Raw genomic sequence first — 26172 nt, 5'->3', positions numbered from 1 at the left:
CCGAATGCCTTTCCCAGGAATTCCTCCATGGACTTTTCCCGTTTCTTCATCGACAGGCCGATCTTCGCGGCGGTGCTGTCGATCGTGATCTTTGCCGCAGGCCTGATCACGATTCCAATCCTGCCGATCAGCGAGTACCCGGAAGTGGTGCCGCCGTCGGTGGTCGTGCGCACGGTCTATCCGGGCGCCAACCCCAAGGTCATCGCCGAGACCGTCGCCACGCCGCTTGAAGAAGCCATCAACGGCGTCGAAGGCATGATGTACCTGAAGTCGGTCGCCGGTTCCGACGGCGTGCTGCAGATGACCGTCACCTTCCGCCCGGGCACCGACCCGGACGCAGCGGCGGTGAAGGTGCAGAACCGCGTGGCGCAGGCGCAGGCGCGCCTGCCCGAGGACGTGCGCCGGCAGGGCGTGACCACGCAGAAGCAGTCGCCGACCTTCCTGATGGTGGTGCACCTGACCTCCCCGCAAGGCAAGTACGACACCCTGTACCTGCGCAACTACGCCCGCCTGCACGTCAAGGATGCACTGGCGCGCATTCCGGGCGTCGGTGATGCGCAGATCTTCGGTGGTGGCGACTACGCCATGCGCGCCTGGCTGGATCCGGACAAGGTGGCTTCGCGCGGCCTGACCGCCAGCGACGTGGTGCGCGCCATGCGCGAGCAGAACGTGCAGGTGTCGGCCGGCCAGCTCGGCGCCGAACCGCTGCCGGACAGCAAGTTCCTGACCCTGATCAATGCCCAGGGCCGGCTGAAGACCGAAAAGGAATTCGGCGACATCGTGCTCAAGAGCGGCACCGATGGCGAGATCGTACGCCTGTCCGACGTGGCCCGCCTGGAACTGGGTGCGGGTGACTACACCCTGCGCTCGCAGCTGGACGGCAAGAACGCGGTCGGTATCGGCATCTTCCAGTCGCCGGGTGCGAACGCGCTGGAAATCCGTGACCAGGTCATCTCGACGATGGACGAGATGCAGAAGACCATGCCGGCCGACGTGAAGTACGAAGCGGTGTATGACACCACCATCTTCGTGCGCGACTCGATCAAGGCCGTGGTCTCCACGCTGCTGGAAGCGATCGCGCTGGTGGTGCTGGTGGTGATCCTGTTCCTGCAGACCTGGCGTGCCTCGATCATCCCGTTGATCGCGGTGCCGGTGTCGGTGGTGGGTACCTTCGCCGCGCTGTACCTGCTGGGCTTCTCGATCAATACGCTGAGCCTGTTCGGCCTGGTGCTGGCGATCGGCATCGTGGTCGACGACGCGATTGTGGTGGTGGAGAACGTCGAGCGCAACATCGAGGAAGGCCTGTCGCCCACCGCCGCGGCCCACCAGGCCATGCGCGAAGTGTCCGGCCCGATCGTGGCGATCGCGCTGGTGCTGTGTGCCGTGTTCGTGCCGATGGCGTTCCTGTCCGGTGTCACCGGCCAGTTCTACAAGCAGTTCGCGGTCACCATCGCCATCTCCACGGTGATCTCGGCGATCAACTCGCTGACCCTGTCGCCGGCCCTGGCCGCGCGCCTGCTGAAGGCCCACGGCGCACCGAAGGATGGCCCGAGCCGCCTGATCGACCGCCTGTTCGGCTGGGTGTTCCGCCCGTTCAACCGCTTCTTCAAGTCCAGCTCGGAGAAGTACGAGCGTGGCGTGGCCCGCATCCTCGGCCGACGTGGCGCGGTGTTCGTGGTCTACGCGATCCTGCTGGTCGGTACCGGCGTGATCTTCAAGCTGGTGCCGCCGGGCTTCATCCCGACCCAGGACAAGCTGTACCTGATCGCCGGCGTGAAGCTGCCGGAAGGTTCGTCGATCGCGCGTACCGATGAAATGCTGCGCAAGGTGGCCAAGATCGCCCAGGAAACCGATGGCGTGGCTCACACCATCTCGTTCCCGGGTTTGAACGCGCTGCAGTTCACCAATACGCCCAATACCGGTGTGGCGTTCATTCCGCTCAAGCCCTTCGCCGAGCGTCATGGCCGTACCGCTGCGCAGATCAATGCCGAGATCAACCAGAAGATCGCCGGCCTGCAGGAAGGCTTCGCCTTCGCGATGATGCCGCCGCCGATCCTCGGCCTGGGCAACGGCAACGGCTACCAGATGTTCATCGAGGACCGCGGCAACCTGGGCTACGGCGCGCTGCAGAATGCGGTGCAGGCGATGCAGGGCACCGTGGCGCAGACGCCGGGCATGGCCTTCCCGATTTCCAGCTACCAGGCCAACGTGCCGCAGCTGGATGCCGAGGTCGACCGCGTCAAGGCCAAGGCACAGGGCGTGCAGCTCACCGAACTGTTCGACACCCTGCAGACCTACCTGGGTTCGGCCTACGTCAACGACTTCAACCAGTTCGGCCGTACCTGGCAGGTGATCGCCCAGGCAGACGGTCCGTTCCGCGAGACGGTCGAGGACATCGGCAAGCTGCGTACCCGCAACGACCGCGGCGAGATGGTGCCGATCGGTTCGATGGTCACCATCAAGCAGACCTTCGGCCCGGACCCGGTGCTGCGCTTCAATGGCTACCCGGCAGCGGACCTGGCCGGTGAAGCCGACCCGCGCCTGCTGTCCTCGGCCGAGGCGATGACCAAGCTGACCGAGATCGCCGGCAAGGTGCTGCCGGTGGGCATGACCACCGAATGGACCGACCTGAGCTACCAGCAGGCGACCCAGGGCAAGGCCGCCTTCATCGTGTTCCCGGTGGCGATCATGCTGGCCTTCCTGGTGCTGGCCGCGCTGTACGAGAGCTGGTCGCTGCCGCTGGCGGTGATCCTGATCGTGCCGATGACCCTGCTGTCCGCGCTGTTCGGCGTCTGGCTGACCGGCGGTGACAACAACGTGTTCGTGCAGGTCGGCCTGGTGGTGCTGATGGGCCTGGCGTGCAAGAACGCGATCCTGATCGTCGAGTTCGCCAGAGAACTGGAGATGGGCGGCAAGGGAATCGTTGAAGCTGCGCTGGAAGCCTGCCGCCTGCGCCTGCGCCCGATCGTGATGACCTCTATCGCGTTCATCGCCGGCACCGTGCCGCTGGTGCTGTCGCACGGTGCAGGTGCCGAGGTGCGCTCGGTGACCGGTATCACCGTGTTCGCCGGCATGCTGGGCGTGACCCTGTTCGGCCTGTTCCTCACCCCGGTGTTCTACGTGGCCCTGCGCAAGTTCGTCACCCGCAACGGTGGTGGCCAGCTGGTGCAGCACGGCGAGCCGACCATCCACCACTGACATGGAACCCCGTCGCCGCCGGTCAATGGCCGGCGGCGGCTTCCCCCTCACAAGGCATGCATCCATGAATACCCATCAGAACAAGATCGCGCTGGTCACCGGCGCCACCCGTGGCATCGGCCTGGAAACCGTGCGCCAGCTGGCCCAGGCGGGCGTGCACACGCTGCTGGCCGGTCGCAAGCGTGAGATCGCCGTTGAGCTGGCGCTGAAGCTGCAGGCTGAAGGCCTGCCGGTCGAAGCCCTGCAACTGGACGTGACCGACGCGGCCAGCATCGCCGAAGCGGTCGAGCAGGTACGCCAGCGCCATGGCCGCCTCGACATCCTGGTCAACAATGCCGGCATCATGATCGAGAATCCCGCGCAGGCGCCGTCGGAGCAATCGCTCGAGACCTGGAAGCGCACCTTCGACACCAACGTGTATGCGCTGGTGGCGGTCACCCAGGCCTTCCTGCCGCTGGTCAAGCAGGCCAAGTCCGGCCGCATCGTCAATGTGTCCAGCATGCTCGGCTCGCAGACCCTGCACGCGGATCCCTCCTCGGGCATCTATGACTTCAAGATTCCGGCGTACAACGCCTCCAAGGCCGCGGTGAACAGCTGGACCCTGAGCCTGGCCTACGAACTGCGCAACACGCCGATCAAGGTCAATACCGTGCATCCGGGTTACGTCAAGACCGACATGAACGGCGGCAACGGCGAGATCGAAATCAGCGAAGGGGCGCGGTCCAGCGTGGAAATGGCACTCATCGGTGAATCCGGTGCCAGCGGCAGCTTCACCTACCTGGGTGAGGTGCTGCCATGGTGATCCGCACGTTGGCGATGGCCGTCTCCAGCCTGGTGCTGGCGGGCTGTGTCAGCGTCGGTCCCAACTACAAGGCCCCGGTACAGGAACCGGTGGTGCTGCAGGGGGCGCAGCAGCCGGTGTTCAGCACTACCTCGCCGGTGGCCAGCTGGTGGGCGCAGTTCGATGATCCGGTGCTGGAAGAACTGGTGCACGGCGCACTGTCGGACAACCTGGACCTGCGCGTGGCCGTGGCCCGCGTCAGCCAGGCCCGCGCGGTGTTCGTCGAAAGCCGCTTCGACCAGGCGCCGCACATCACCGCAGGCGGCAGCTACGACCGCCGCAAGCAACCCGATCCGCAGCTGGGTGGGCAGCGGGTGTTCAGTGAAAGCTACCAGCTCGGCTTCGATGCCGGCTGGGAGCTGGATCTGTTCGGCCGCAAGCGCCGTGCAGCAGAAGCCGCGCGCGCCGACCTGGACGCCGAGCAGGCTAACCTGGCCGATGCGCAGGTACTGGTCGCCGCCGAAGTGGCACGCAACTACTTCGAGCTGCGCGGTACGCAGAAGCGCATCGCGGTGGCCCAGCACACCCTGGTCAACCTGCGCGATACGCAGAAGCTGACCGAGGCGCGCTGGGAGCTGGGCGCCGGCAGCGAGCTGGACGTGCAGAGCAGTCGCGCCCGGCTGAAGGCGATCGAGGCCGATATCCCGCTGCTGGAAGTGGCCGAAACGCAGTCGCGCAATCGCCTGGCGGTTCTGCTGGGCCAGCGTCCGGAAACACTGACCGCCATGCTTGCGCCGCACGACGTGCCGGCATTTGCCAAGGCGCTGCCGCTGGGCGATACCCGCGAGCTGCTGCGCCAACGCGCCGACGTGCGCGTGGCCGAGCGTCGCCTGGCCGCTGCCACCGCGCGGGTGGGCGTGGCCACTGCGGACCTGTTCCCGCGGCTGTCACTGTCCGGTTTCGTCGGCTTCCTTGGCGGCGACGCCAGTGGCCTGGTCAATGGCAACAACAAGGCCTGGTCGCTGACGCCGTCGCTGAGCTGGGCCGCGTTCGACTTCGGCACCGTGCGTGCACGCCTGCGTGCCAGCAAGGCTGAAGCCGAGGGTGTGGCTGCGCAGTATGAGCAGGCCGTGCTGCTGGCGCTGGAAGACACCGAGAACGCGCTGACCCGCTATTCCAAGCAGCAGGCGCGGTTGGCGATCGTGGTCGAGCAGGCGCAGGCGGCACGCCGGGCTGAGTCGCTGGCGCAGATCCGCTACCGCGAGGGCTCGGAAGACTTCCTGACCCTGCTGGATGCGCAGCGCACGCAGCTGGCGGCCGACGATGCGTTGGCGGCGGCTGAGTCCGAGGTCAATGTCAGCGTGGTGGGCGTGTACAAGGCACTGGGTGGCTGGGGGCAATCACCGCAGCCGCCGAGCGTGGCGCAGGTGCAGTAACCGCAGGGGACGGAAGCAGTGGCTTCCGTCCCTTTCTTCTGTCAGGGCCAGTGATTGGCCGGTGTGTCGCGCTCGCGCATGCGCACGATGCAGAAGCGATGGCCGGTGGGTGCTTCCATCACCCACCAGCGTTTGACGAAGCCGATCCGGCGCGCGCCGAGTTTTTCCAGTCGATCTGCCTCGGCGTCGATGTCATCGCTCTCGATGTCCAGGTGCACCCGTGAGGGGTGAGCGACACGTTGCACTTCCACGTTCAGGCCCGCGGGTGCGCCCTGCAGGTCGGCGTACTCGGCTCCATCTTCGCCATACGACGGCTGCGCCTGCAGACCGAGTGCGGCCGCCCAGAAGCGTGCGCCTTCGTCAGCGGGCGTGTCCTGGCAGTCGATGATGAATCCGGCCAGACGGCTCTGGTGCGCCATGACGTCCTCCGCAGATCGGGAATGGAGGGAGGGTAGCGCGTCGCTTGCTGTGGACGTTGTCACAGTCATGACGTTTCTGACTCTGCCAGAACCGGGGCCTGCGGTGTAACTAGTGGGGCAGATTCCAGGAGGGAAGGCGATGAGCGACGACAAACGTGATACCCAGCGCATGCTGTTTGGTGATCCGGGACCGCCTGGCGCAGGGCTGTCGGTAGCGGTCGTAGTGCTGATGGTGTTGGCTACCATGGCGGCTGCGATCGGCTTCATGCGCCTGCCGGACCAGATGCTGGGGCTGGGCCTGATCGGCATCTCCGTGTTTCTGGCGGTCGGTGCCCGCATCTGCCAGGCACGCAACCAGCATCAGGCGCTGTACCGGCTGATGTCGCGACAGCCGCGGCATTGAGATTGCACCGCATTGAGATCCTGAACGAAGCAATGGCCACACTTCCAGAATTACACTTGGCCTGCAGGTGGGAATAGACGCGACATCACGCGGTAGCCATCGGAACTATTCAGTAACGTTCTAATGATCTCTTCTCCATCAACATGAAATGATTCATGGGACTTGATGTAGCAGAAAAATTTTTCAGCAAGAACGGAGCCGGCTGAATTGAATGCTCCATGCAGCTCCGGCCTTGAACGGTCAAGGAACAGCACCGAAGCAACAGCAGTTCCCAGGGCCCGCATCGCGAGAGAAGGACCGCTATGGTCCCAGAGCCAGCGACCCTTTGCCGGACAGAAGTCCTCGTTGTCATCGTGAATCATGTAGTTCCAGTCGGGGCTCTCGTACATCCAGTCTGGTGGCGTAAGGAGCCTGCCGTTGTAGAGAACTTCATGGGTTCTCGCTGAGCCGGTAAATCTCACTCCGTGGTGCTGAAGCCAGCAAAGTGCACGTTTGCTCAGTGCGTGATACTCGAGACGCTGCCGTACCCCCTGTGTAATCTGGGCTTGCGTGGATCCATCGGTTGCCGCGAGCAGAAATTCACCCAATGGAATGCTCTCCGAATGCAGTTCGGTGAGATCCAGGTATGCTCGTCCTTGTAGAACAGGAGGGAGTGCTGTGCGGGCTTCAGCATCGAGGATGACTGGGACGATTCGCACGTCGGACTGATCCACGTGCTTCTCCAGCATAGCCAGTTCGCGATTCAATCCTGAGCCGGGTCTCGACATGGCCGAGAGAAAGTCGCTGTCACAAAGGCAGAAAACGATCAGTGGGCGTTCCGCAAACGCGCGTTCAATCAGCTTGTCGATGTTTTGACCAAAACCGACGCTGTCCCTGTCCCAAAAGACTCGATACTTCCAATCCAAGTTGCGGACAATGTCGCTACGGATCCATTCCTTTGCATGAAATTGCCCGCCCCAAGCGTAAGAAATGAAGACAGATGCATCTTCGCGCCAAGGTGTGTCCATTCAGTCAGTATGATTGTTTTGGATTCGACCGGATTCTACTCAGGCCAGTCCAGCTCGACCACCAGCGGGAAATGATCCGAAGGCAGCACGCCGTCGATGCGACGGTCATCGGTCAGGAAGCTGCGTGCATGGAAGCCACGCACCAGCACCCAGTCCAGCTGCACGGTGGCCTTGCCGGTGAAATCGTGGAAGGTCAGGCGTGGCCCCTGCGGAACCTTCACCTGGGTACGGGTGTCCTGCAGCAGGCGGGTGAATGCCTTGTAGGTGTCACCACCGGGCTCGCTGTTGAAGTCACCCGTCAGGACCACCGGCAGATCGGCCGGCAGGGCTTCCACGCGCTTGCCGATCAGCTCGGCACCCTTCACCCGGCGCGGTTCATCCTCGTCGCGGTAGGGCAGGTGGGTATTCATGAAATAGAAACGACGGCCATCGTCCAGGCGGCGGAACAGGGCCCAGGTGACCATGCGCGGGTACAGGTTGCCCCAGGTGATGCTGCCGGGTGCGTCGGGTGTATCGGACAACCAGAAGTTGCCGGACTCCTCGATGGCCAGCACCTTGCTGTCGTAGAACACGCCCATGTGTTCGTCACCGCTGCCACCACGGCGGCCTTCGCCGAACCAGCGGTAGCCGGGCAGGTGTTCGGACAGGTAGTCGGCCTGCTCCTTCACCAGTTCCTGGGTGCCGATCACAGCCGGGTGCGCATCGAGGATGACCTTGACCATGGCATCGCGGCGGTCGGGCCAGCGCTTGCCCGGTTCGGTATCGGCCGGGGTGCGTACGTTGAAGGACATTACTTTCAGTGGCGCCGGTGCAGCAGCCCAGGCGACGGCAGGCAGCGCAAGCACCAGCAGCGCACACAGCGCGGGGCGACGGAAACGCGACAACATCGTGGAATCCCTCCATTCCATGAAAACGGTTTCATGAAGCATGCCATGGAAGGCGAGGGCAGCGGTATGCCGGGATGGGCGACTGGGAGATGCCGGACGGGCGCTGGACGCTCCGCCCGGCAGATGCCCCTTGCCCGATCAGGGGTCGTAGATCATCCCGTTCTCGTCGCGGTTGTAGTGGTCGCTGACTACGCGGGTGCCGTCGTCATGGACCACGTACAACGTGCAACGCTGGTGGAACACGTTGCCGCTGATGCGGAAGGGCACGCACTCCTCCTGCAGGCCGACCTCTTCGGCTGCATTCGCCGGCGGCGAGGGCACCAGGGCGGCAAGTGCAACTACTGCAGCGAAAGAAAAAGCGGTCATTCGATTGTGCAGCGTCATTGATCACACTCCTTGGAGTCGTAGTCGGTGTCCGATGCAGATCAGTCTGCCGGGAGGTACCACTGACCGTTCTCGTCTATCCAGTACACCGACGTGAGAACGGTGCCGTCTGCCAGAGTGCGGGTGACGGTGCAGCGCTGATGCACGAGGTTGGGCCCAAGTCTTACGGGCACGCAATCGGTCGTCGATCCGGGGGACCCGGCCGCGTGGCCGGTTGCCGGTACCACACTACCCAATGCCAACATCAATGCAGCCATCGCGGCCAGTTGCAGTTTCATAAGCATCATCCTTGCTTCTGCAATCGCGCACATGCGCATGGCGTGTGTAACACGCGAACCAGGCCGCCGGAAGTGTCTCGCCGTGATCAGTCTTCGATCTCGCCGCGACGGCTGGCAGCACGCACTGCCTGCGCGGTGGTCGCCACACCCAGCCGTTGCCGCGCGTGGCGCAGGTGGTTCTCCACGGTGCGCGTGGAAAGCCCAAGCGTGGCCGCGATCTCAGCTTGGCGACGGCCAGCGGCGACCCAGCGCAGCACTTCGCGCTCGCGGTTGCTCAGTGCGCTTCCCGAAAGCTCGGCAGGCGATTCGGCCAGATGGCGAGCGGCACGGAATGCTGCAGCTGCAGCAGCTTCCAGCTGCAGGCGCGCGCTGGCCGATGCATCGATCGCTGTCCCGGCAAAACTGATCGCGCCTTCCAGACCGGTGATGCCGAACACCGGCACCTGCAGACCGTGCAGGCCTTCACCACGTGGCTGCTTCACCACCTGATAGCGTTCGCCGCGAACACCCTGGCGCTTGCTCCAGAAGAACGGCGCGTCACTGTCCAGTACGTGCCGATTGACCGGGCAGGCGTGCAGGTAGCGCGCGAGGTCGGTACTGCCGCCGTCGCCGAACCAGTCGCCCTCGATCCAGTACACACGCTGTGTACCGCGCTCCAACCCCGTGCCGGTGGCGAACACCAGCACGCGGTCGTAGCCGAGCGGTGCAGAGATGCTGCGTAGTACGGCGCCCACCGCACTCAGTGAGCGGGCGCGTTCCAGTTCCAGCAACGCCTGCACCAATTCGCTCATCCGGGTCAGCGCCCGGCCAGGGCGTCGAGCAGCGTGCGCGCGGCCAGCTTGCCCAGCGCATTACCGGCCAGCGGGCTGTCGCCGGTCAGCAGCAGGCGGTCCTGTAGCACGCTGCCATCGATGCCGTCATTGACGATCTGCACGCCCTGCTGCGCGAGGCGCTCACCGAAGAACCACGGCAGCTGCCCGGGCATGTAGCCGATCTCCGGCGTCTGCCGGTCCATCGCATCGGGGAAGGCACAGATGCGGTAGCCGCGGAACAGCGAACCACCATCGGCCTCGTCAACGCCTGCGGCCAGCAATGCGGCCGGGCCGTGGCAAAGGGTGATGATGTGACGTTGCTCGGCCATCGCCCAGTGCAGGGCTGCCTTTACCGCGCGACTCTGCGGCAGTCCGATAAGTGCGCCATGGCCACCGGGGATGAACACGGCTGCATAATCCGATGCGGCATCGAGGCCTGCCACCACCTCATCCAACTGCAGTGGCTGGCGGAAGCGGGCTTCGTAGCGGTCGTACAGTCCGCCAATCTCCGTGTCCTCACGCGGGAACGCCCACCACTCGAACTTGGCGGCGTTGCCGGACAGCGTGGCCACATCGATGTCGAAGCCGGCCTTGTCCAGGTGGTACATCGGCAGCAGGGTTTCCACCGGATGGTTGCCGGTGGAGAACAAGTGGCCGTTGGTAGTGGGCAGATAGCGTTCGTCCGCAGCGATCATCAGCACCTTCCAGCGGCCATCGCGGCGTGCGTCGGGATAGTCGGCACCGGACAGGTTGCTCCTGGGCGATGTGAACTGCGACAGCGAGTAGGGCGACGGGAAGAAGGCATCGCGCTCGGCCGGGTCGGGGCTGGGCTGGCGGCTGGGCTCTTGCGTGTTCATGCGGACCTCCAGTGGGGTGGTGGGATCCAGCATAGAAGGGCTGATGCGTACAGGCGATGAGGGTTTTCCCTCAGCCGCGAGCAGCTACTTCACCGTGGCCGAATGCTGCTGCATGTCTTCATGCAGGATCCGCCGCAGTTCGACGATGGCCGGCGTGGCTTCCTGCACGCTGTGCCCGGATACGATCACCTTCTCCGAATCCGCGTGCGGCAGGTGCGAGCTCCAGTAGGGCACCAGCCCGTCGTCGGTCTTTTCCAGCGGCCCATCGGCCTTGGCGCGCGCGATGATCGAGTGGTAGTGCACCTTCGGCGACATCGGCAGGTCGGCCACCGCGCGGACGAAGGGATCGTCCTTGTCCAGATTCTGGATGCTGTTCATCTGGTAACCGTGCTTGCCATCATTGCGGTCGATCTGGCCGTCGTTGGCGATGGTGGCGACGTCTTCCAGCACGGTCAGCGGCAACCGCACCAGGCGACCGATCCAGCGGCCCAGGCGGGTGCCCGCCACGTCGGTGCCGCGGTGTGGCGTGGCGATGAATACCACGCGCGATACTTCCGGTTCCGGCAGGAAAGTCAGCACCGGTGCGCCCTTGGTACGCAGCAGTTCACGCTGTGCCGGCGTCATCTGCGCAGTCTCCAGCAGGGTGTCGACCAGATGATCGCCGGAAGAGGAGATCATCAGCCGCGCGATCACGCCACCCATGCTGTGCCCGACCAGCACCATGTCATGCGAAGCCTGCGCCTTGCCGCTGGGGTCGAAATGCTTGAGCACTTCGGACAGCGTATGACGCATCGCATCGTGGCTCATCGCGATGGGCATGTTGGTCGGGTAGTAGAACTGCCAGACCTGGAAGTCCTGGCGGATCTCGTCGTCGCGCATCAGTTCGTTGGCGACGTTCACCCAGGCTTCCGGGCTGCTGGCCAGGCCATGGATCATCAGCAGCACGCGGCGGTTCGGATCGTAGGGCTGCATCATGTACAGGTGCGGCGTGTCGATGCCGCCCTTGCCACCGAAAAGCGAGCGCAGCGACTGGTGGCTGAAGTTGGAACGGGCCAGCCACAACGCATAGCCGGCGGTGAAGTTCGCGGCCAGCGGAACCTGTTGGCCATGCAGGGTGACTTCCGTGACCTGGTAGGGATCGTGGATCTCCAGCTCCGGCTCGTCGTCGTGCAGCACTTCCCACAGGTTCTTTCCCGAGAAGCGCAGCAGCACCGTCATCGAAGGGGAGGGCATCTCGCTCCAGCTCTGCGCGGCCGAGGTGCTTGCCTGCGCGGCGGGCGTCGCTGCCGAAGGCGGGGTGGCCGTGCTGCCAGCCGGATCGTTCATCACCGCCACCAGCTCGGCACCGAAGCCATCGCGGCGATGCACGCTGCGCAGCGTGCCAGTGAACGACAGCGAGGCCGCCGGTACCAGTTCGGTAGGGGTACGCGTATCCAGCGGTGATGCTTCGCCTGAAGGGGCCAGCACGAAGGTCCAGCGGCCCAGCTGGAAGTGGTTGGCCTGGCCGTGCACGCGGCCCGTGGCATAGGCGTCGTACAGCTGTACCGAGGCTTCCTGCACGGCCAGGTTGTAGTAGTCGCGCACCTGGGTCTGGCGATCTTCGAAGCCGCGCTGGTTGGCGGTGCGCTCGGTGAAGAAAAGATAGGCATAGGCCTGGCGCGCGACCTGCATCCACGCATCCAGGCGCGGTTGGAAATCGGCATCCAGCTCGGTGATCGCGCTCTTGGCGCGGCCGGATGCCGAGTACTCACGCTTCGGCGCCGGCAGGGTCATCGCATACTGCAGCCACAACTCGGCCAGGCTGGAGCGTTTGTCTTCCTCGCGCACCACGATGCTGCTTTCCATCGCCTCGATGCAGGGCAGGCCCGGTTTGGCGCATACGCCTTCATCGAGGCCGGCCACCCGCAAGGTCTCCGTGGTCGCCGCGCTGAGCTTGCCGGAAGTGAGGATGTCACCGCGCTTGAGCGCGATGTACTGACCGGGCGTGACCGAGGCCACCTGCACCGACGGCCCGAACTGGCGCAACGTGGCGCAGCCGCCCAGGGTGAGCAGCACAGTGATGATGAGGGTCGTGCGGCCGATGAAGCCCAAGCCCGTGGTTGCCATACGATCCTCCTGCGCGGTGGCGCCACTCTAGCGGTCGGCATGTCAAAGCGGAAGATACCGGGCGGTCGGTTTGGGGCGCTCAGGCGCTGCCATCCAAGCGATTCAGCCGGTTCCGTGTGACACTGGGGTGAATGGAGTTATGCAGGGACTGCGATGACGTGGCTTGAGACCCGGATCCCGCCGCCGCTGGTGATGCTGCTGTGCGCGGGGATCGGCTGGCTTGGGAGCCGACTGTGGCCGGAGGCGGTCTTGCCACTGCCGATGCGGGCGCTGATGTCAGGCGGGGTGATTGGGATCGGTGTGGCGCTGAACCTGCTGCCGAAGCTTGCGTTCCAGCGGGCGCGCACCACGGTCAATCCGCTGCGCCCTTCGGCATCAAGCGCGCTGGTCACGCGCGGCATGTACCGTTACACGCGCAATCCGATGTACCTGGGCCAGGCAACGATCCTCACTGGCGCAATGTTGTACCTGCAGAACACGATCGCGTTGCTGGCTGTGCCGTTGTTCGTGCTCTATATCACCTGGTTGCAGATCATGCCGGAAGAGCGGGCGTTGCTGGCCCGCTTCCCCGACGTGTATCCGATGTTCCGCCAACGAGTGCGGCGTTGGCTGTAGCGGGCATCACCCATTATCGAGAGATCTGGCACTTCACGGCAGCGGAATAGCCTTCGTAGTCATCGCCTGCGATCACGTGCAGGGTGTGGCGCTTGTCAGTGGTCTTCACGTATGAAGGTTCCTGCGTGTTGGCGTGTTCGTTGACCGTGTTCACTGACCACGCTTTGGCCAGATGCGTGGCGTCAACGCCGTTCAAGTAGACGAAGAGGCTCTTCTCGCCCTCGGCCACGTTCACATCGGCACTGGTGACGGTGCCGCCGAACAGGGCGACCGGCTTGTCCTCCGGCTCGAAGGTGCCACCCGGTTTCCTGGCCAGGCCAGCGGCCTGGAGTGCATCGATGGCGTCGGCCTCGCTGAAGTCCGAGCCGGCCTTGCAGGCCAGCAGGGCTTCCAGCGTGGCGGTGCCGGGGGGCGCGATGGCCGGTGCCGCGGCGTGCGTGGCTGGGGGTGCGGCGAGGGCGGTGAGGAGCATGGAAATCGTGAGGGAAGCTTTCATGGCAGATCCTTCTGGCGGTCGCGGGGTGGGGCTGCAGTGTGGAGGTGTCATCCCGATTATGCGCCACGCGTCCTGCGCGACGTGCAGGCACAAAAAAGCCGGAACTCCATTGACGGGAGATCCGGCTTCTTGCGGCCTCGACAGGCCATACAGATGGTGGAGGTGGGCGGAGCCATTTGCGCCCATTTGCAACCTATTGAAAGCAAACGATATTTAGCTTCCAAAAGGTGCAAATTTTCATACCTCTGATGATACCCGGCATGGGGCCGAGGTGCAAAGCACAACTGCTTAGGAGCAGTTGTGCGCATTGCATCGGTGATGGTGGTGTTGACCATTTGGCTTGGAGCGTGTGGTGAGGCACTGGCGCAGGCCGGTTCAATTCCGCCCGCCGGAACCAAACAGGGTTGGGAGCGCCAGCATCTGGGCGACCATGTCAGCGAACCCGGCGAGGCTTTACCGGATTTCCTCCGACGCACTGGGCGAGTGCTCCACGACTACACCCGCCAGAGCGGGAACGAGGCCTGTGGCGCGATTGCCAGCGACGGCCAGCGTTTTTCCCTGCGCCTCTACACAGATGGCGTGCCACACGGCTGTGTCATACGGACCAGCGAGGTGATGGAAGGTTCTGCTTTCATTGGCGAAACCATCCACAGCCATCCTTGGCAGAAGGTGCTGACGATGACGCCGGCCGCCAGGGCGTGGAGCCATTTCTACAAGGACGGCAATGCCGGGGCCCCGACCCTGCGCAACGACGGAGCAGTAGGGTTCAGCAAGGCCGACCGCGCTAACGGAGATGGTTGGCTGATTGCTGGCGGGCAGTTGCTGCACCTGGTCAACGGAAAGACCGAGCGCCTTGGCCCGGTAGCCCTCTCCACGGAGTGATGCAGGTCGAACGCTTGACAACGCCTTGAACTGCCTTAGATCTGGAACGTCGGCAGTTCACTGCCCTATGGGCAGCTTAGAAAAATTAGAGAAATTGCTTTGCCCGCCGACACCCAAAGCCCTCGCTCGCGCGGGGGCTTTGCTTTTTTGGCTTGGCTTGGCCCGGTCTCCCTCTCCGCGGAGTGAACCAATGGCCGTTTACTGGCATTGGAACTCGAAGGCTGACCAGTCCGATGCGCCCACGGTCTGCCAGTAGAACGCCGAGCCAGCTCCGACCACCTCACAGGCGCACTCTGTCGGCCAACTAACTGGCCCGGTGCTTGGGGAGCCAAATCCAGGCATTGGTGTCAGCTTCTGTTTAAGTGCGGCGACGCAGGTCCGGCGCTCTGGCGTCAATGCCTGTTCTTGAGGCCTCGCGAGGCCACCCGAAAACGTCGCGTCATCGTTGGTATTAACGCTCTGCGTGCAGTGAAATCCGTCAGCGAGGAACTGCGACACCGAGCAGAACACGCCCCAGCCGTAAAGCCCACCGTCGCCCCAGGAAATCCACGATTTCCCGGTGTAGGTCGGATAGGTTCTTGCCGGAGGTGCCGGGGGCGTGCAGGTGTTGGAGGTGGTAACCCAACCACTGGATGCCGTGTAGGTGCCGCTCCAGCTCTCCGAGGTGCTCGACACCGGGGATCCGGTCGCGGCCGGGCAGGACCAGGACGTGGTGCGCGTGCCGTTCTCAACGCGGTTGCGTTGTCGCCAGTGCTGACCTGCCTGCCCGGCCGGGCAACCCACGTTCTGACTCTCTGCTGGCGCGGCGCGCGTGATTGCAACGCTGGTTGGCGGCGCAGACGTGCATTCGGGAGCACACATACTTGCTGCTGCCGGTAACCAGGCTGACCATGGTCCCGTCAGTGCTGTTGGGCTTGCGAACGGGTCGGGGCATGAATACGTCGTAGTGCGGGTGCGGGTCTGCGGAAAAGAATTGGCGCCACTGATGGTGAGAGTGCCTGAAGGACAAACGCCCGTTTGCGCCGCGCTTTCGCTCAACGGTAAAGGCGCTGAGCAGACGGGTGTGATGACGGGAGGGACAATAGGAGGAGTGACGGCGGGTGGTGCCGGTGGTGCGGTTGGAATTGGAGGTTGAGCGGCGATTGGCACGCATAACGCCAGCGGAGCCCAGCAAGCAGGAGCCGCTACCGAATTCCAAATAAACGAACACGTTTGACCCGCAGGTGTCGTTCCTGTGGCTGGAGCCGTGGGAGCCGCTGCGCAGCCAGGAGATGGAGCCGGTGGAGTAACAGCTACGGGCGGTGGCGCCACCACCGGCGCCGGTGGTGGCGGAGCTGATGTTGGAGGGGGCGTTGGCAGTGCAACGGGTGTGAGAACTTGCGCTGACAGGCCAGTAGCGCCGCCGTAGTATGTGAACGCGAGCTGCGCTGGATTCCTGCATTGTTGAGTCGCGGCTTGGATGTCCAATACAGTCGGACGACCATTGTTGCTTCGATGGAAGACGGATGTATCGCCTATTTCCAGGTCATACATGCCTTCACTTGCTGCAGCAGCTAGCTTTAGGCACGCACGCGTTGGAACCGCGTGGTAAAAAATCTTCAACCCTGCGTTGGGGCGACCATCAATGGTGGCAGGCTCAAGAATAACGGGTTGCGCCCATCGGCTCATTAGGCCAACGCCAGAGTTCATTGAAACGGGTGGAACGCGGTCGGCAATAGCCTGAGCGGTTGTCAGTCCCGCATAGGAGCCGAGCGCTCCATACGTCATGTCTGCATTTCGAGCAATGGTGTGAATATTCGCTTGTTCCGCGCGAACATCTGCGTTGTTTGCCGATGACTGATAGATAGCGAAAGCCGCACCGGAAAGTAGTGTCATAGCGCCTACTGCCAGCATCACCTCGATCAATGAGATGCCACGTTGCCGATGTTGGTGTCTCAGTTCACAGAGAACCGCATGATTTAGTTGTGAAGGCTTCATGGTCAGCGCTTCCTTGCACGGGACGCTTCTCGCTCCGCTAGATAAATGCGCCCGCGTGTGCGCATTCCATCTCTTTGTTGAGCGTTTTCCGGTTTTTCAATGCGATCTCGATACGCAAGTAGTAGGCCAACAAGCTCGGCCTCATCCAATGCATCAGCCCCCGCAGCGATGACCGCGCCGCCCAGGAGAATCTTGCGGTGCGCGTCTGCTTTGCGTTCGCTCGCTCTTGTCTTTGCTTTTGATCTTTGCTCGGCCAGCATCTCCCGTGCTTTCAATTTTGCGAGACGCTCAGTGGCGGCGGTTATTTGTTCTTGTATAGAGCGTGTTGCCATTGTTGAGCTCTCCTGATGTCCTGCACCTCATGCAAACAGAAAATCGGCTATTGGCAAGTCATCGACTTGTCATATTGCAATTACCTGCCATCCTGAAATAGAGGGGCACGGGCGAGCGAGAGCGAGCCAGCCCCAGCGGGAAACGCGAGCGAAGCGAGCCCCGGTCTCTTGCCCGAAGCCGTCACGAATAGTGGCGGCAAGGATCAAAGCAAGAGCGCACTTATGGTTTCCCTGCGGGAAACCGTGCGCCGGGGCTCCGCCCCAGACCCCGGCCCGCTTCGCAGGCCGCCCCCGATGCTAGCCCCCTCGGGGGCGTCGCCAAAAACAAGAGCAGGAGCAAGGACAAAAATCGAAATGGCCATTTATCACGCCACCGTCAAAGCCTTTTCGCGCGGCAAGGGTCATTCCTCTGCTGCCGCTGCGGCGTATCGTGCGGGCATTGTGATTAATGACGAATTGACCGGTATCAAACACGACTACACAAGGCGCAGTGGCGTTGCCTCGGTTGATATGTTGGCCCCGCAAAATGCCCCCGAATGGGCGCGAGATCCGGTCGCCTGTTTCAATCGCTCGGAAATGGCCGAGACCCGGCTAAACGCCAGGACGGCGCGAGAGCTTGAAGTTGCTCTGCCTGCAGAACTGAACGGAGCGCAGCGTCGTGCGCTCGCGTGCGACTTGGGTCAGATGTTGGTTGACCGCTATCAGGTTGCGGTGCTTGTTGCAGTCCATGAGCCCGATAAGAAAGGGGATGAGCGCAATCACCATGTGCATCTCCTTATGACGCCTCGTCAGATCGGTCCTGATGGCCTGGGTGAACGTGCATGTGCTGAATTTGATGCGCGTGGTGGCGCAGGACCGGAGGCTATCCGCATTCTTCGTGAGGCGGTGGCTGACCGTATCAATTCGCATCTGGAACGAGCACAGGTCGCTGAACGTGTTGATCATCGCAGCCTAGCTAAGCAAGCACATGCCGCCGAAGCTGATGGCTATATCGGGTTCGCAGCCATGCTGGCTCGCGAAGCCACCCAGCACGAGGGTAAGGCAGCGACCGCGATGCGTAGGAGGGGTGAAGATAGCGAGCGGGCCACGGTAAATAACCAGATCCAAAACGCCAATCGCATTGAACTGCGTGACTACCTGGAACGCTTGGAGCAAGAGGGAAGGGTGATGGCGACGCCACGCTCCCATACGCAAGAAGCAGCTCAACGTGAGCGGCTTGCAGCTGTTGGCAAAGAAGAGCGGCAACCGCACCTCGGGCAGGTCGCGCTGGCGCCGCCACGAGCACGAAAAAGGCCAGCATCAGTAGAGCAGCGAGCTGCACGAGTGGGGTCTGCCGCATCGCGCTTTCCGCCAAGTCTCAAGCCAGTATTGATGAAGGCGGCTAGGCGTCTTCGTAGCAAGATTGCGAACAAGCAAGCAGACGAGGCCATGGCTCGTTACGACGCTGAAATAGAGCAGCTGGAGATGGAAGCGAGACGGGTTTGGCTGGAGGATATAGATGCTGCCGTTCGGCAAAGTCTTTCGACGGTCGCCAAGCTCTTTGACATGTCGAGCAGGGCGGGCGCCTACCCCCACAGGGCGTCATATCGAAACGATATGCGCGAGCTTCACAGTTCATTGAAGCAGGTGGCTCGTGACGCCACTCGATGGGAGCGCAGGCTACAAGCCGAAGTTAAGGCAAACATTTCACTCACGGAAGCCCAAATGAAATTGGTGACATGGGAGAGGAAAAATCCCAAGCCGTCGCTCTGGAGCGGTAGCAGGCGCGATTGGGCGCAGCGGCGTCGGAGTGGCGAAGAGCGCATTGAGCGGCGCAGGACGCGGCACGATGCTGCGCGTCTAGCTACAGGCCCGGAAGCACAGGTGAAGTATGCGGCGCAGGCAGCTACGAGTGTAGAAGCTTTGGATAGGCTCGCAGCATCAATGCTGAAGCGCTATCCAATCACTGCTGATACAGCACAGCCGCACAAATCGCAGTGTTCTGGAACTACCCCAACGCGCACGCTTACGGAACAACTGAACGATAGCGAGTTGGAGAAAAAGGACCAAAGAAGATGTCGCGGACCTCGCGTCTGAAGCTAGAAAAACAATGCCCCCGAATATTCTTCCGGGGGGCATTGACAGAATTGGCGTTGGCCTCATGCTGTTTTTTAGCGGCAGCTCGTTGATAACAGCAACGGCTGCGAGTAGGTAGAAAGCAGCTCTACACACCCAGGCATCGGCCCCAAGCAACAACATAGCCGACATCGGGAAGAGCGCAACCCCTCGCAACCCAGCTGGAACCAATGGCTATCGCACGGAGGTCCGATTAGTTCGCGCCCGGTGACAATCCGGGGCTATCCATCTCCTACGGATAGCGGCCTTAAACCGTGGAGGAATACGTCCACATCCGGCAGCATGGCTTCTGCGTCGCGGAGGTTCCAAGGCATGGGTTCCCTAGCTGGCCTTGGATTGTGTGCCCCGTCTCGGGTCGGCCATGTATGCGAAGGGCAAGATTGGAGAGCGTCAGGCGACAGCCTGATCACGGGGCAAAGCCCATGGGAGAGACGCCAGTGAATGCTGGTGGCAGGACCCCAGCCCCGGCGCCATGTCAGGCGTGAACCTGCCGCAGCTGTGTATTGACAGTGATCACAGCGCCGACGATGGTCCTCTGCCTAGGCAAGAGTAGGCCGGCCCGGCAAAGGTCCCCAGGCTCGCTTATTGCGGGTTGGGGGAGACTTTGCCTCGGTCGGTCGGCGGTTAGAAGCAAAGACCGAGGCAAAACAGCGGGCCCATAGTGTCCTGAGTCAGCAGGAAGATGTGTCCTGAATCGGGGGCGGAGGTGGCCTTGTCCGTAAAGGAGCACTTGGAGTTCTACAGCAGAAAAACGGAGCGGACCGAAAATTTCCGGGCGCCGACGAATGTTTTAATGTTCGGTCAAAGGCACATCAGATTTGACCCCAAGGAAGGAAGAAGCGTCGTCCTACCTTTAGGCCGCGAATTCGAGCTTGCCAGTCACTGATCTGTTTTATGAAGCTATCGACGGGATGCGCCGAGTGCTTACATGCTGCTATGGAATTTAGAAGCTCATTGCTAACTTGCATCAAGGAAATTCCGGCGCCCTTGTGCTTGAGAAGGAAGAGCTCGGATGCTATCAGGTGAAGTTCTTCACTCTTATCTGAACTGATGATCTGTGTGTTACTGGCATCGCCCATGTAGTTGATTGATCGAATAGCTCGAAGTGCCTCGTATTTCAGCGCATTGAACTTTGAGAGCTTGGCCATCAGCAAGCCCGAGTAGTATCCAGCGGCCGTGCCGGGAATCAATGCCATCAGGAGGTCGTAGGCGAGGCTTGTCATTAGGGTCTTCCTTGCTGGCACCTAGGCATAGCGTAGGAAGTCGCTAGGCCGTTCGGTGCGCGTCACTTGCTAGCGGGGGCGAGGCTTTTTAGAAGCGCCAGTGCTTCTTTCTGTTTTCGGGCATCAAGCTGTGTCAGCACCAAGATTGCCTCCGCAACCACGTCAGAGGCAGCAAGGAAGTAAGCGGCTGGGAGATCCAGAAGCTCCGCGAGCTTCTCAATGGTCTCCAGATCAGGCTTATGAAGGCCCCTCTCATACCTGCTGATGCGGGGCGCAGTGGTGTTTGGGTCATCCACTCCCATCAATAGTTCCCCTAGCTGGGCCTGAGTCCAGCCCTTGGCTGCGCGTGCGGCGCGGAGGCGTTGGCCAAGAGCAGTGGTTGTTGGTAACGGCGCGGGCATTCGGGGCAGCAAGAAGGGCATTGACTACCCGAAGTGTGCCCGCCTAAGCTTAGCCGGTCATTTGCATTGAACGCAAATATTCGTTGGGCGAGGAGGTGGTTATGGATATGAGGTGCTGGGCATTGGTGGGTCTTCTGGCGTTCACTGCTTCTGCTGACGCTATGCCCAGCCTGTCGTGCCAACTGCAGACTGGCCAGTTCAGGGTGGATGGGGGAGGGCGGCCGAAGGTATCCGCTTTCATTTGGGCCACGGGTCATGGCTCCGCGATCCCCACCGGCCCCATCCGAACCAGCATCGGCCGCATCGACTCCGTCGAAGGCCGGGACTACAAACGCGCTATCAAGCTCGATGGAAAGCCGGTTCTGCTGCCTCCCGAAGCGCATAGCGTCATTGGCTTCGGCAAGGTCTATGACTTCAAGGATGCCGTCGCTCTGGTCTATCTAGGGGAGCGTGAGGAGGACTCCTCTGCGCGGCCTAGTCAGATCGTGATCGTCATCAACAAGGCCGGGTCACTGATTGATAGCGAAGTCCTACCTGGCACTGCAACGAATCCGGGCAATCACTGCCTACTCATCGACTGAAGGAACACACATGAAGAAGCTTTGGACGCTTTCCGCTACTGCGCTGCTGGTTGCTTGCTCGGGTGGTCCTGGGAGCGGCGATGTTGAGAAAGCCTTGGCCGTGTATTTCAAGGAGGCGACGGGAACGACGATGACGTTTGAGCACTTGAAGGTAGGAGAGTGCGTGCGTGGGGACAGCCCCGGCTATGCGTGCAGTGTCACCGGAACTGCGCGGTATCAGCTGGGCACTCGCACTGAGCAACAGCAGCTTGTCGGCACTTTCGCCATCGATAAGGTCGATGGCACTTGGACTGTCGTAGACCGTCGCTGACCCAGGTCCTTCCCAACCATCGCTAGGAAGCTCGTATGTGGACCTTGTTCAAGGTAGTCCGCTGGATCATCACCGGTCTTGCACTTTGGTGGCTGTGCGGTGTGGTGTTCGAAAAGGGCACGACGGCTGAGGGTGCCGTGTTCGGGTTGATGCTGTTCGGGCAGCTGGTCTTCTGGCCCCTTGCGCTGCTGTGGGGCTTGCCGTGGCTGTTCCGTCGCCGCGCGCCCAAACTGAAGAAGCATAGGCCTGAAGAGTTTGAGCCCACTGTTTGCCATGACCATATCGCCTTGGACCTGGGCAGGGACACTATCTGGATCCGGGAGCCCGTGAAGGGCGAGCGCTACCTGCGGCGGGCTGAAGTGCTCGCCATCCGCACTGGGGAATACAGCTACAAAGGAGTCATCACCCATCGTCTGGAAGTCCAGGTGCGGGACGTTGTTCACCCGCTCTGGCTGGTTCCTTTCGTGCGCCACTCCGACCGTTGGCTCAAGAGCACAGCTGTCAATGAGACTGAGAGGGATGAATGGTTCGCTAGGATGAAAGCTTGGCTTACTGAAACGCGCACCATCTAAGCAGCCCCATTCCAGCGAATGCAGCTAGGCAGGAAAGCAGAGTGGCCCATCCTCCATGCGCGGAATGATGGGCCTATGTTGCCTCTTAGTCTTCGCTTTCCTCAGGCTCCAACTTGCTCAGTTCTCCCAGTCGCAATAAACCGCGCTCGATCATGCTCTGCGCACAAGCAACACAGTATCGATCCCAGCCCCGGTCTTTTCGCACCCCTAGTCGAATGTCTCCGCGTTCGATCCTATGTTTACTGTTAGCTTGGCAGTTGTGGGCCTTCTTCGCCCTGTCTACCATTGTCGAGACGATCAAGGACTTAGTCGCCATCGAACAGCTTCCTGCAAACGCTTGCTGTAAGGGCATCGAACTGCCCCCGAATGGTGTCCAGTTCCACCTGTGACATCTCACTTCGTTCCCCTGGCTTCCGGCCGACCAAGGTGTTCGCCGCCTCGTTGAGAGTGGTGACTACCACTACGTAGTTGTCGCGACCAAGCCGTCTGTGATCCAACTCTCGCCCGCCATGCTTAATTCCTCGCTCATTGAGAATTCGTCCTGCGTGGAGTTGAATAAGCTCGTTAAGAGCGTCTCTGGCGGCCTGTCGTTTTGCTGCCTTAGGGACAGCGATGGGCTTGAGGGCTTGGGTAGTAGGGTCAAAGTCTGCAGGGATAATTCCGCTCTGCTTCAACAGGCGAATGGCGTCTTCCTCTTCCTGCTTTAGGAGGTGGATTTCCTGCATTTCCACCTCGGACTGCTCTTTGACCTCGGGCTTCCCATTGGTAGTGTCGCGAGGCGCATACTCACGGAACTCCGTGGGATCTGCTGGATCCAAGCCTTCAAGAGGAAGAAGCTGGTCAAAGAAGGATTGGTCATCTTCGCTGAACTGCTGGAAGTCTCCCCACCTGGCGGCAATGTTGCCGCCCGCATGAAAGATCACACTGCCCTGGTTTACAACGTCCCCCGGCGCATCTTGCTTGATTACGCGCATGATTCGCCCAACGAATTGGACGAATGGAGACAGGTTGGAGAACACGCTAAGGACCGCCGCTACCGACAGGAACGGATGGTCAAAACCTTCGCCAAGTTTTCTCACCTGTACGATCACGTCCAGTTGATGATTCGCCAGCCTTTGCATGACTTGGTCATTCTTTTTACTCTCACGGGAATGCACAAAATCGGCCTTCCTTCCCCGTGCGCGATAAGCCTCCACAATCTGAATGCAATGCTCATAATTCAATGCCGAGGCGATTACCTTTAGGCGTGGCTCCCCTGTCAAGTTACGGAGCCGGTCGAGCTCCCGGAGGGACGCATCAACAATGGTATTCAGTGTTTCTTCGGACGTTACGATGCTTCTGCGGAAATCCGCGTCCTCCTCACCTAGGCGTCGGACCTCATCTAGGGAGACTTCAACCTCCGAATCGCCTGGTCGCCTGACATAGCGTAAGGTCTTCGGATTGAGTTGGATTGCTTTGAGCTGTTTAACATAGCCCGCTCTGATCGCCTTGAAGATTGGGTATGAGTAAACGACGGGACCGCTCATCATCTGGCCATCAGCTCTAAGAGGCGTGGCGCTGAAGTTCACGACCGAGGCTGCAGGGAATTTTGCTTTCAGGGCCTCATAGGTTGCTGCAACGCTATGATGGCCCTCGTCGAAAATGATCAGGTCAAAGAAGTCGGCAGGAAGCGTTCGCAACCACTTGTTGCCATCGCCGGAAATCTGCTGGATGTTTGTAATGGCAACGTGTGCGGCGTCAAGGTCACTTCGATTTGCATCGGTGCCTCTTATTTCCACTGGCTCTGGATAATTGGGGCCGTCCATCACATCGCAGCGTGCATAGAATAGCTTCTCGCTACTAAAGTCGAAATCAGCTGCCAGCTGCGTTGCAATCGCAACGCCGGGAGCGATGATCAATGCTCGTTTCGATTTATACGCAAATGGAGTGAGCGTTATAGTTCCTGACTTTCCGCATCCCACGGGCAGTACTACGCTAACTTCTCTTATGTCCGCACCGTCAGCTACATGCTGTGCTAGCGCCTCATAGGCTCCTTGTTGCGGTTCTCTGACCTTCGGATTTCCAGTAATGCGGGGTGCGACATCTTGGAACGGGCTAGACACGCTTGTTCTCCTGGATACGTATTCTGCTCATGCGAAGTTGGGCGGCGCATTATCTGTGCGCCGTATTGGTCAGCAGCGGCTGACGTGAGATGTTCATTGCTCGCGCGGGCGTAGATGTCGGCATATTTATTGGTCGTTTTCATCCCGTGCCACAATTATCATCCCGACAGATACATCTGCCGGGCTTCTTGACGCCTACTGCGAGCTTTTACTTTCCCCCTGAAATTCCCTGGCTGATGCGCCCTTCAGTCATGAGATCCTGCCTCAGGCAACCCATCTATTCAATAGTTTGATGTCTGTCACATTTTTGGCGGGGCGCCGCGTGCCTTTCGGCAGGGCCAGACTTGGCAAGACGCGCCGGGACGGGTGGCAAAGCAGACAGCGAGGCGATAGCAAGAGTCCAGCCCCGAATCTTGGGCACCTGGAGTGGTTGATGGCGTTGCCTAATCATTGTCGCCGCGATCCCCCGGGCGCTACGACGCCTTCGATGGCTTCCTCATCCGACTTGCTGGCGTCGTGGAGTGCGCGCTTTTGGCAAGAGCGACCGCTTTTCGTTCACGTGCAGCTGCATTCACCACCCTCCGCTTCGCTCTGAGTTGCGCTTGCTTGAGAGACTGCGCTGCCTCTCCAGGCTGATAGGCCGGCAGACCTTCGGGAACGGGGAGAAGCGCTACCGCGTCTGCGCGCGATTGGAGCGTGGGCACATCTACATAGGTTCCGAGCTCGCCGGGCATATGCGCCTTGTGCCCCGTAATGGCAGCGGCAATAGAGCTAAGCACCCCCGCATAGAGAAGCCGGGTGCTCGCAGTATGTCGGAACGAGTGGAAGCCCATGCCGGGCTGCATCATGCCCAAACCAACAAGATAGGCGCGGAACTGATCTCCGAGGGCGTCCCCGTAGCCTGCCTTCTTATGCCAAGGCAGGTGGGGAAACAGGCGCTCATGGCCCGACTGCGCTACATCTTCGACGTAAGTTAAGAAGCCCGCCTCCAACAAGCGTGGGTGGAGTGGGATGAAGCGCAAGGAGTTTGCGTTTTTCAGCTTTTGATCCCGCCGCCCCGCACGAATGTGGATTCCCCAAATGCCATTCACCTCGGCCACATCGTCGGCATAGAGTTGCCCAAGCTCGTTGACCCGCGCCCCAGTGCCCGCTGCAAGCAGGACTCCCCAGTATCGATCAGGCCGCTCCTCTGACCAGGGAAGGAACTTCTCCATATCGAAGAGTTGGTTGATTTCCTCAATGCTGAAGGGGCGACGGGGGAGCGTGGCGATTGCGGTGGCCGAGCTCTGGCGCTTGATTCCATCGAGCGGCGAACGTGTGAGCAGCCCACCGGCTACTTGTGCATTGAGGAAGCTGGCCAGTCGGTCACGATGTTTGCCTAGAGTCCGATCAGACAGGCCCGCGATAACGAGCCCTTTGGCGCGTTGTTGCTTGACCTTGGCGATGATTTGCGCGGCGCTCAGTTCTTTGTATTCTGCCTTCTTGCGCGCATTGCTCGGCCAGTCATGAAGCCCATTTAGGAAGGCGCGCACTTGGGTCTCCCCCACTTGCGACATGAGCAGGTCGAGCCCTGCTATTTCGCGGAAGATGGTGAGCGTGTTTTCACTGTCGAGCAGATTGCCTGGCGATGTCTTAGCGTTCCTAAGGTCTTCCAGGTAGAGACCAACACGCTTTGTCAGGGTGTCCCCGGCTCCGGGCAGCGGTGAACTTTGGGCAAAGCCTGAGCTCGCGAGTCCCTTGATGGTGTCCAGCAGAGCTTTGGCGTCCTCGCGTCCATTCACCTGTAGGTCGGTCAATCTCGCGCCGTTAGGCAGCTCAATGTTCCCGGTCCAGCGGTCAATGGTTCCGGCCAACGCTCTCAGCAGGGCGTCCCGATCCTTCTCGGTCATTGGGCTACGTCTGATGCGGTCGAATGCCTGAGAGAGTGCCACAGCGGCGCTTGCCGCTGTAAGCCGCATCAGATCGATTGAAGCAGGGGGCAGGCGTCGCACCAGGTAG

Annotated in this window: 25 protein-coding genes; 10 read left to right on the top strand and 15 right to left on the bottom strand. The window is 61.4% G+C overall.

The genetic code is table 11. The features are described 5' to 3' along the window. The first annotated feature begins 27 nt into the window (after positions 1-27). From AC5P7E_RS13800 to AC5P7E_RS13790, 3 genes are all read left to right on the top strand, one after another. Positions 28-3198: an efflux RND transporter permease subunit gene (locus tag AC5P7E_RS13800; RefSeq protein WP_005409111.1), complete on the top strand. Its 3171-nt coding sequence runs from the start codon at positions 28-30 to the stop codon at positions 3196-3198. Between the two features lie 64 nt (positions 3199-3262). After that, positions 3263-4000, top strand: coding sequence for an SDR family oxidoreductase (locus AC5P7E_RS13795; RefSeq protein ID WP_043035476.1), 738 nt, complete (start codon positions 3263-3265; stop codon positions 3998-4000). Then, entirely contained in the window at positions 3994-5415 is a 1422-nt protein-coding gene (locus AC5P7E_RS13790) for an efflux transporter outer membrane subunit (protein WP_005409113.1), read from the top strand. The genes AC5P7E_RS13795 and AC5P7E_RS13790 overlap by 7 nt, the downstream gene beginning before the upstream one ends. A gap of 41 nt (positions 5416-5456) precedes the next feature. On the opposite strand, the gene AC5P7E_RS13785 is transcribed toward AC5P7E_RS13790, so the two are convergent. After that, positions 5457-5834: a VOC family protein gene (locus AC5P7E_RS13785; protein ID WP_005409114.1), complete on the bottom strand. Its 378-nt coding sequence runs from the start codon at positions 5832-5834 to the stop codon at positions 5457-5459. 139 nt (positions 5835-5973) lie between these two features. Between AC5P7E_RS13785 and AC5P7E_RS13780 the strand changes: the two genes are divergently transcribed. Then, positions 5974-6237 carry a hypothetical protein gene (locus tag AC5P7E_RS13780; RefSeq protein WP_049395953.1) on the top strand — a complete coding sequence of 88 codons (264 nt, stop codon included), beginning with the start codon at positions 5974-5976 and terminating at the stop codon, positions 6235-6237. Positions 6238-6287: 50 nt separating this feature from the next. Here AC5P7E_RS13780 and AC5P7E_RS13775 read toward each other — a convergent pair whose 3' ends face one another. The 7 genes from AC5P7E_RS13775 to AC5P7E_RS13745 all read right to left on the bottom strand — a co-directional run bounded on the left by AC5P7E_RS13775 (position 6288) and on the right by AC5P7E_RS13745 (position 12568). Then, a complete protein-coding gene (locus AC5P7E_RS13775; protein WP_080334826.1) occupies positions 6288-7244 on the bottom strand; it encodes a toll/interleukin-1 receptor domain-containing protein in 957 nt (318 codons plus the stop codon). A gap of 35 nt (positions 7245-7279) precedes the next feature. Beyond that, the gene (locus AC5P7E_RS13770) at positions 7280-8131 is read right to left on the bottom strand and encodes an endonuclease/exonuclease/phosphatase family protein (protein ID WP_043035472.1); all 852 of its coding nucleotides are present in this window, start codon (positions 8129-8131) and stop codon (positions 7280-7282) included. 138 nt (positions 8132-8269) lie between these two features. Next, a complete protein-coding gene (locus AC5P7E_RS13765; RefSeq protein WP_223846394.1) occupies positions 8270-8497 on the bottom strand; it encodes a hypothetical protein in 228 nt (75 codons plus the stop codon). A 59-nt stretch (positions 8498-8556) separates the two neighbouring features. Continuing rightward, positions 8557-8793: a hypothetical protein gene (locus AC5P7E_RS13760; protein WP_024956430.1), complete on the bottom strand. Its 237-nt coding sequence runs from the start codon at positions 8791-8793 to the stop codon at positions 8557-8559. An 86-nt stretch (positions 8794-8879) separates the two neighbouring features. Then, entirely contained in the window at positions 8880-9584 is a 705-nt protein-coding gene (locus AC5P7E_RS13755; RefSeq protein ID WP_043035471.1) for a PA1136 family autoinducer-binding transcriptional regulator, read from the bottom strand. 5 nt (positions 9585-9589) lie between these two features. Continuing rightward, complete coding sequence (hchA, locus tag AC5P7E_RS13750) at positions 9590-10462, bottom strand: glyoxalase III HchA (protein ID WP_043035483.1); 873 nt, start codon at positions 10460-10462, stop codon at positions 9590-9592. Between the two features lie 84 nt (positions 10463-10546). Next, positions 10547-12568, bottom strand: coding sequence for an esterase/lipase family protein (locus tag AC5P7E_RS13745; RefSeq protein ID WP_024956433.1), 2022 nt, complete (start codon positions 12566-12568; stop codon positions 10547-10549). Positions 12569-12721: 153 nt separating this feature from the next. Here AC5P7E_RS13745 and AC5P7E_RS13740 point away from each other — a divergent pair, with 153 nt between their 5' ends. Further along, positions 12722-13183, top strand: coding sequence for a methyltransferase family protein (locus AC5P7E_RS13740; RefSeq protein ID WP_024956434.1), 462 nt, complete (start codon positions 12722-12724; stop codon positions 13181-13183). A gap of 13 nt (positions 13184-13196) precedes the next feature. Here the strand turns inward: AC5P7E_RS13740 and AC5P7E_RS13735 are convergent, their stop codons facing one another. Continuing rightward, positions 13197-13679, bottom strand: coding sequence for a hypothetical protein (locus AC5P7E_RS13735; RefSeq protein ID WP_111193345.1), 483 nt, complete (start codon positions 13677-13679; stop codon positions 13197-13199). A 300-nt stretch (positions 13680-13979) separates the two neighbouring features. Here AC5P7E_RS13735 and AC5P7E_RS13730 point away from each other — a divergent pair, with 300 nt between their 5' ends. Next, positions 13980-14561, top strand: a complete 582-nt coding sequence (locus AC5P7E_RS13730; RefSeq protein WP_329761730.1) for a hypothetical protein — start codon at positions 13980-13982, stop codon at positions 14559-14561. Between the two features lie 198 nt (positions 14562-14759). Here AC5P7E_RS13730 and AC5P7E_RS13725 read toward each other — a convergent pair whose 3' ends face one another. Together AC5P7E_RS13725 and AC5P7E_RS13720 are read right to left on the bottom strand one after the other, a co-directional pair. Beyond that, entirely contained in the window at positions 14760-16436 is a 1677-nt protein-coding gene (locus tag AC5P7E_RS13725; RefSeq protein ID WP_329761732.1) for a type 4 pilus major pilin, read from the bottom strand. A gap of 104 nt (positions 16437-16540) precedes the next feature. Next, the gene (locus tag AC5P7E_RS13720) at positions 16541-16870 is read right to left on the bottom strand and encodes a conjugal transfer protein TraD (RefSeq protein ID WP_076738497.1); all 330 of its coding nucleotides are present in this window, start codon (positions 16868-16870) and stop codon (positions 16541-16543) included. Positions 16871-17224: 354 nt separating this feature from the next. Between AC5P7E_RS13720 and AC5P7E_RS13715 the strand changes: the two genes are divergently transcribed. Next, positions 17225-18946: a MobA/MobL family protein gene (locus tag AC5P7E_RS13715; RefSeq protein ID WP_329761729.1), complete on the top strand. Its 1722-nt coding sequence runs from the start codon at positions 17225-17227 to the stop codon at positions 18944-18946. Positions 18947-19797: 851 nt separating this feature from the next. Here the strand turns inward: AC5P7E_RS13715 and AC5P7E_RS13710 are convergent. Next, positions 19798-20208, bottom strand: a complete 411-nt coding sequence (locus AC5P7E_RS13710) for a hypothetical protein (protein WP_024958273.1) — start codon at positions 20206-20208, stop codon at positions 19798-19800. Between the two features lie 62 nt (positions 20209-20270). Further along, the gene (locus AC5P7E_RS13705; RefSeq protein WP_049441679.1) at positions 20271-20609 is read right to left on the bottom strand and encodes a helix-turn-helix domain-containing protein; all 339 of its coding nucleotides are present in this window, start codon (positions 20607-20609) and stop codon (positions 20271-20273) included. 101 nt (positions 20610-20710) lie between these two features. On the opposite strand from AC5P7E_RS13705, the gene AC5P7E_RS13700 reads away from it, so the two are divergent. The 3 genes from AC5P7E_RS13700 to AC5P7E_RS13690 are packed head-to-tail and all read left to right on the top strand — an operon-like array spanning position 20711 to position 22072. Then, positions 20711-21190, top strand: a complete 480-nt coding sequence (locus AC5P7E_RS13700; RefSeq protein WP_099595919.1) for a hypothetical protein — start codon at positions 20711-20713, stop codon at positions 21188-21190. Positions 21191-21200: 10 nt separating this feature from the next. Beyond that, entirely contained in the window at positions 21201-21500 is a 300-nt protein-coding gene (locus AC5P7E_RS13695) for a hypothetical protein (protein WP_495222850.1), read from the top strand. A 35-nt stretch (positions 21501-21535) separates the two neighbouring features. Next, positions 21536-22072: a hypothetical protein gene (locus AC5P7E_RS13690; protein WP_004153229.1), complete on the top strand. Its 537-nt coding sequence runs from the start codon at positions 21536-21538 to the stop codon at positions 22070-22072. A gap of 305 nt (positions 22073-22377) precedes the next feature. Here the strand turns inward: AC5P7E_RS13690 and AC5P7E_RS13685 are convergent, their stop codons facing one another. Together AC5P7E_RS13685 and AC5P7E_RS13680 are read right to left on the bottom strand one after the other, a co-directional pair. Next, a complete protein-coding gene (locus AC5P7E_RS13685; RefSeq protein ID WP_004153231.1) occupies positions 22378-24174 on the bottom strand; it encodes a DEAD/DEAH box helicase in 1797 nt (598 codons plus the stop codon). Between the two features lie 473 nt (positions 24175-24647). Beyond that, a complete protein-coding gene (locus tag AC5P7E_RS13680; RefSeq protein ID WP_024958278.1) occupies positions 24648-26063 on the bottom strand; it encodes a site-specific integrase in 1416 nt (471 codons plus the stop codon). Positions 26064-26172 lie beyond the last annotated feature (109 nt).

The organism is Stenotrophomonas sp. YJH_SMC_25 (assembly GCF_059369595.1).
This window is presented reverse-complemented; position numbering and strand designations above follow the sequence as displayed.

What these genes read in the sequence shown, in the direction of transcription:
- AC5P7E_RS13800 (WP_005409111.1), top strand. Translation starts at nt 28, where the DNA reads ATGGACTTTTCCCGTTTCTTCATCGACAGGCCGATCTTCGCGGCGGTG.
- AC5P7E_RS13795 (WP_043035476.1), top strand. Translation starts at nt 3,263, where the DNA reads ATGAATACCCATCAGAACAAGATCGCGCTGGTCACCGGCGCCACCCGT.
- AC5P7E_RS13790 (WP_005409113.1), top strand. Translation starts at nt 3,994, where the DNA reads ATGGTGATCCGCACGTTGGCGATGGCCGTCTCCAGCCTGGTGCTGGCG.
- AC5P7E_RS13785 (WP_005409114.1), bottom strand. Translation starts at nt 5,834, where the DNA reads ATGGCGCACCAGAGCCGTCTGGCCGGATTCATCATCGACTGCCAGGAC.
- AC5P7E_RS13780 (WP_049395953.1), top strand. Translation starts at nt 5,974, where the DNA reads ATGAGCGACGACAAACGTGATACCCAGCGCATGCTGTTTGGTGATCCG.
- AC5P7E_RS13775 (WP_080334826.1), bottom strand. Translation starts at nt 7,244, where the DNA reads ATGGACACACCTTGGCGCGAAGATGCATCTGTCTTCATTTCTTACGCT.
- AC5P7E_RS13770 (WP_043035472.1), bottom strand. Translation starts at nt 8,131, where the DNA reads ATGTTGTCGCGTTTCCGTCGCCCCGCGCTGTGTGCGCTGCTGGTGCTT.
- AC5P7E_RS13765 (WP_223846394.1), bottom strand. Translation starts at nt 8,497, where the DNA reads ATGACCGCTTTTTCTTTCGCTGCAGTAGTTGCACTTGCCGCCCTGGTG.
- AC5P7E_RS13760 (WP_024956430.1), bottom strand. Translation starts at nt 8,793, where the DNA reads ATGAAACTGCAACTGGCCGCGATGGCTGCATTGATGTTGGCATTGGGT.
- AC5P7E_RS13755 (WP_043035471.1), bottom strand. Translation starts at nt 9,584, where the DNA reads ATGAGCGAATTGGTGCAGGCGTTGCTGGAACTGGAACGCGCCCGCTCA.
- hchA (WP_043035483.1), bottom strand. Translation starts at nt 10,462, where the DNA reads ATGAACACGCAAGAGCCCAGCCGCCAGCCCAGCCCCGACCCGGCCGAG.
- AC5P7E_RS13745 (WP_024956433.1), bottom strand. Translation starts at nt 12,568, where the DNA reads ATGGCAACCACGGGCTTGGGCTTCATCGGCCGCACGACCCTCATCATC.
- AC5P7E_RS13740 (WP_024956434.1), top strand. Translation starts at nt 12,722, where the DNA reads ATGACGTGGCTTGAGACCCGGATCCCGCCGCCGCTGGTGATGCTGCTG.
- AC5P7E_RS13735 (WP_111193345.1), bottom strand. Translation starts at nt 13,679, where the DNA reads ATGAAAGCTTCCCTCACGATTTCCATGCTCCTCACCGCCCTCGCCGCA.
- AC5P7E_RS13725 (WP_329761732.1), bottom strand. Translation starts at nt 16,436, where the DNA reads ATGACACTACTTTCCGGTGCGGCTTTCGCTATCTATCAGTCATCGGCA.
- AC5P7E_RS13720 (WP_076738497.1), bottom strand. Translation starts at nt 16,870, where the DNA reads ATGGCAACACGCTCTATACAAGAACAAATAACCGCCGCCACTGAGCGT.
- AC5P7E_RS13715 (WP_329761729.1), top strand. Translation starts at nt 17,225, where the DNA reads ATGGCCATTTATCACGCCACCGTCAAAGCCTTTTCGCGCGGCAAGGGT.
- AC5P7E_RS13710 (WP_024958273.1), bottom strand. Translation starts at nt 20,208, where the DNA reads ATGACAAGCCTCGCCTACGACCTCCTGATGGCATTGATTCCCGGCACG.
- AC5P7E_RS13705 (WP_049441679.1), bottom strand. Translation starts at nt 20,609, where the DNA reads ATGCCCGCGCCGTTACCAACAACCACTGCTCTTGGCCAACGCCTCCGC.
- AC5P7E_RS13700 (WP_099595919.1), top strand. Translation starts at nt 20,711, where the DNA reads ATGGATATGAGGTGCTGGGCATTGGTGGGTCTTCTGGCGTTCACTGCT.
- AC5P7E_RS13695 (WP_495222850.1), top strand. Translation starts at nt 21,201, where the DNA reads ATGAAGAAGCTTTGGACGCTTTCCGCTACTGCGCTGCTGGTTGCTTGC.
- AC5P7E_RS13690 (WP_004153229.1), top strand. Translation starts at nt 21,536, where the DNA reads ATGTGGACCTTGTTCAAGGTAGTCCGCTGGATCATCACCGGTCTTGCA.
- AC5P7E_RS13680 (WP_024958278.1), bottom strand. Translation starts at nt 26,063, where the DNA reads ATGACCGAGAAGGATCGGGACGCCCTGCTGAGAGCGTTGGCCGGAACC.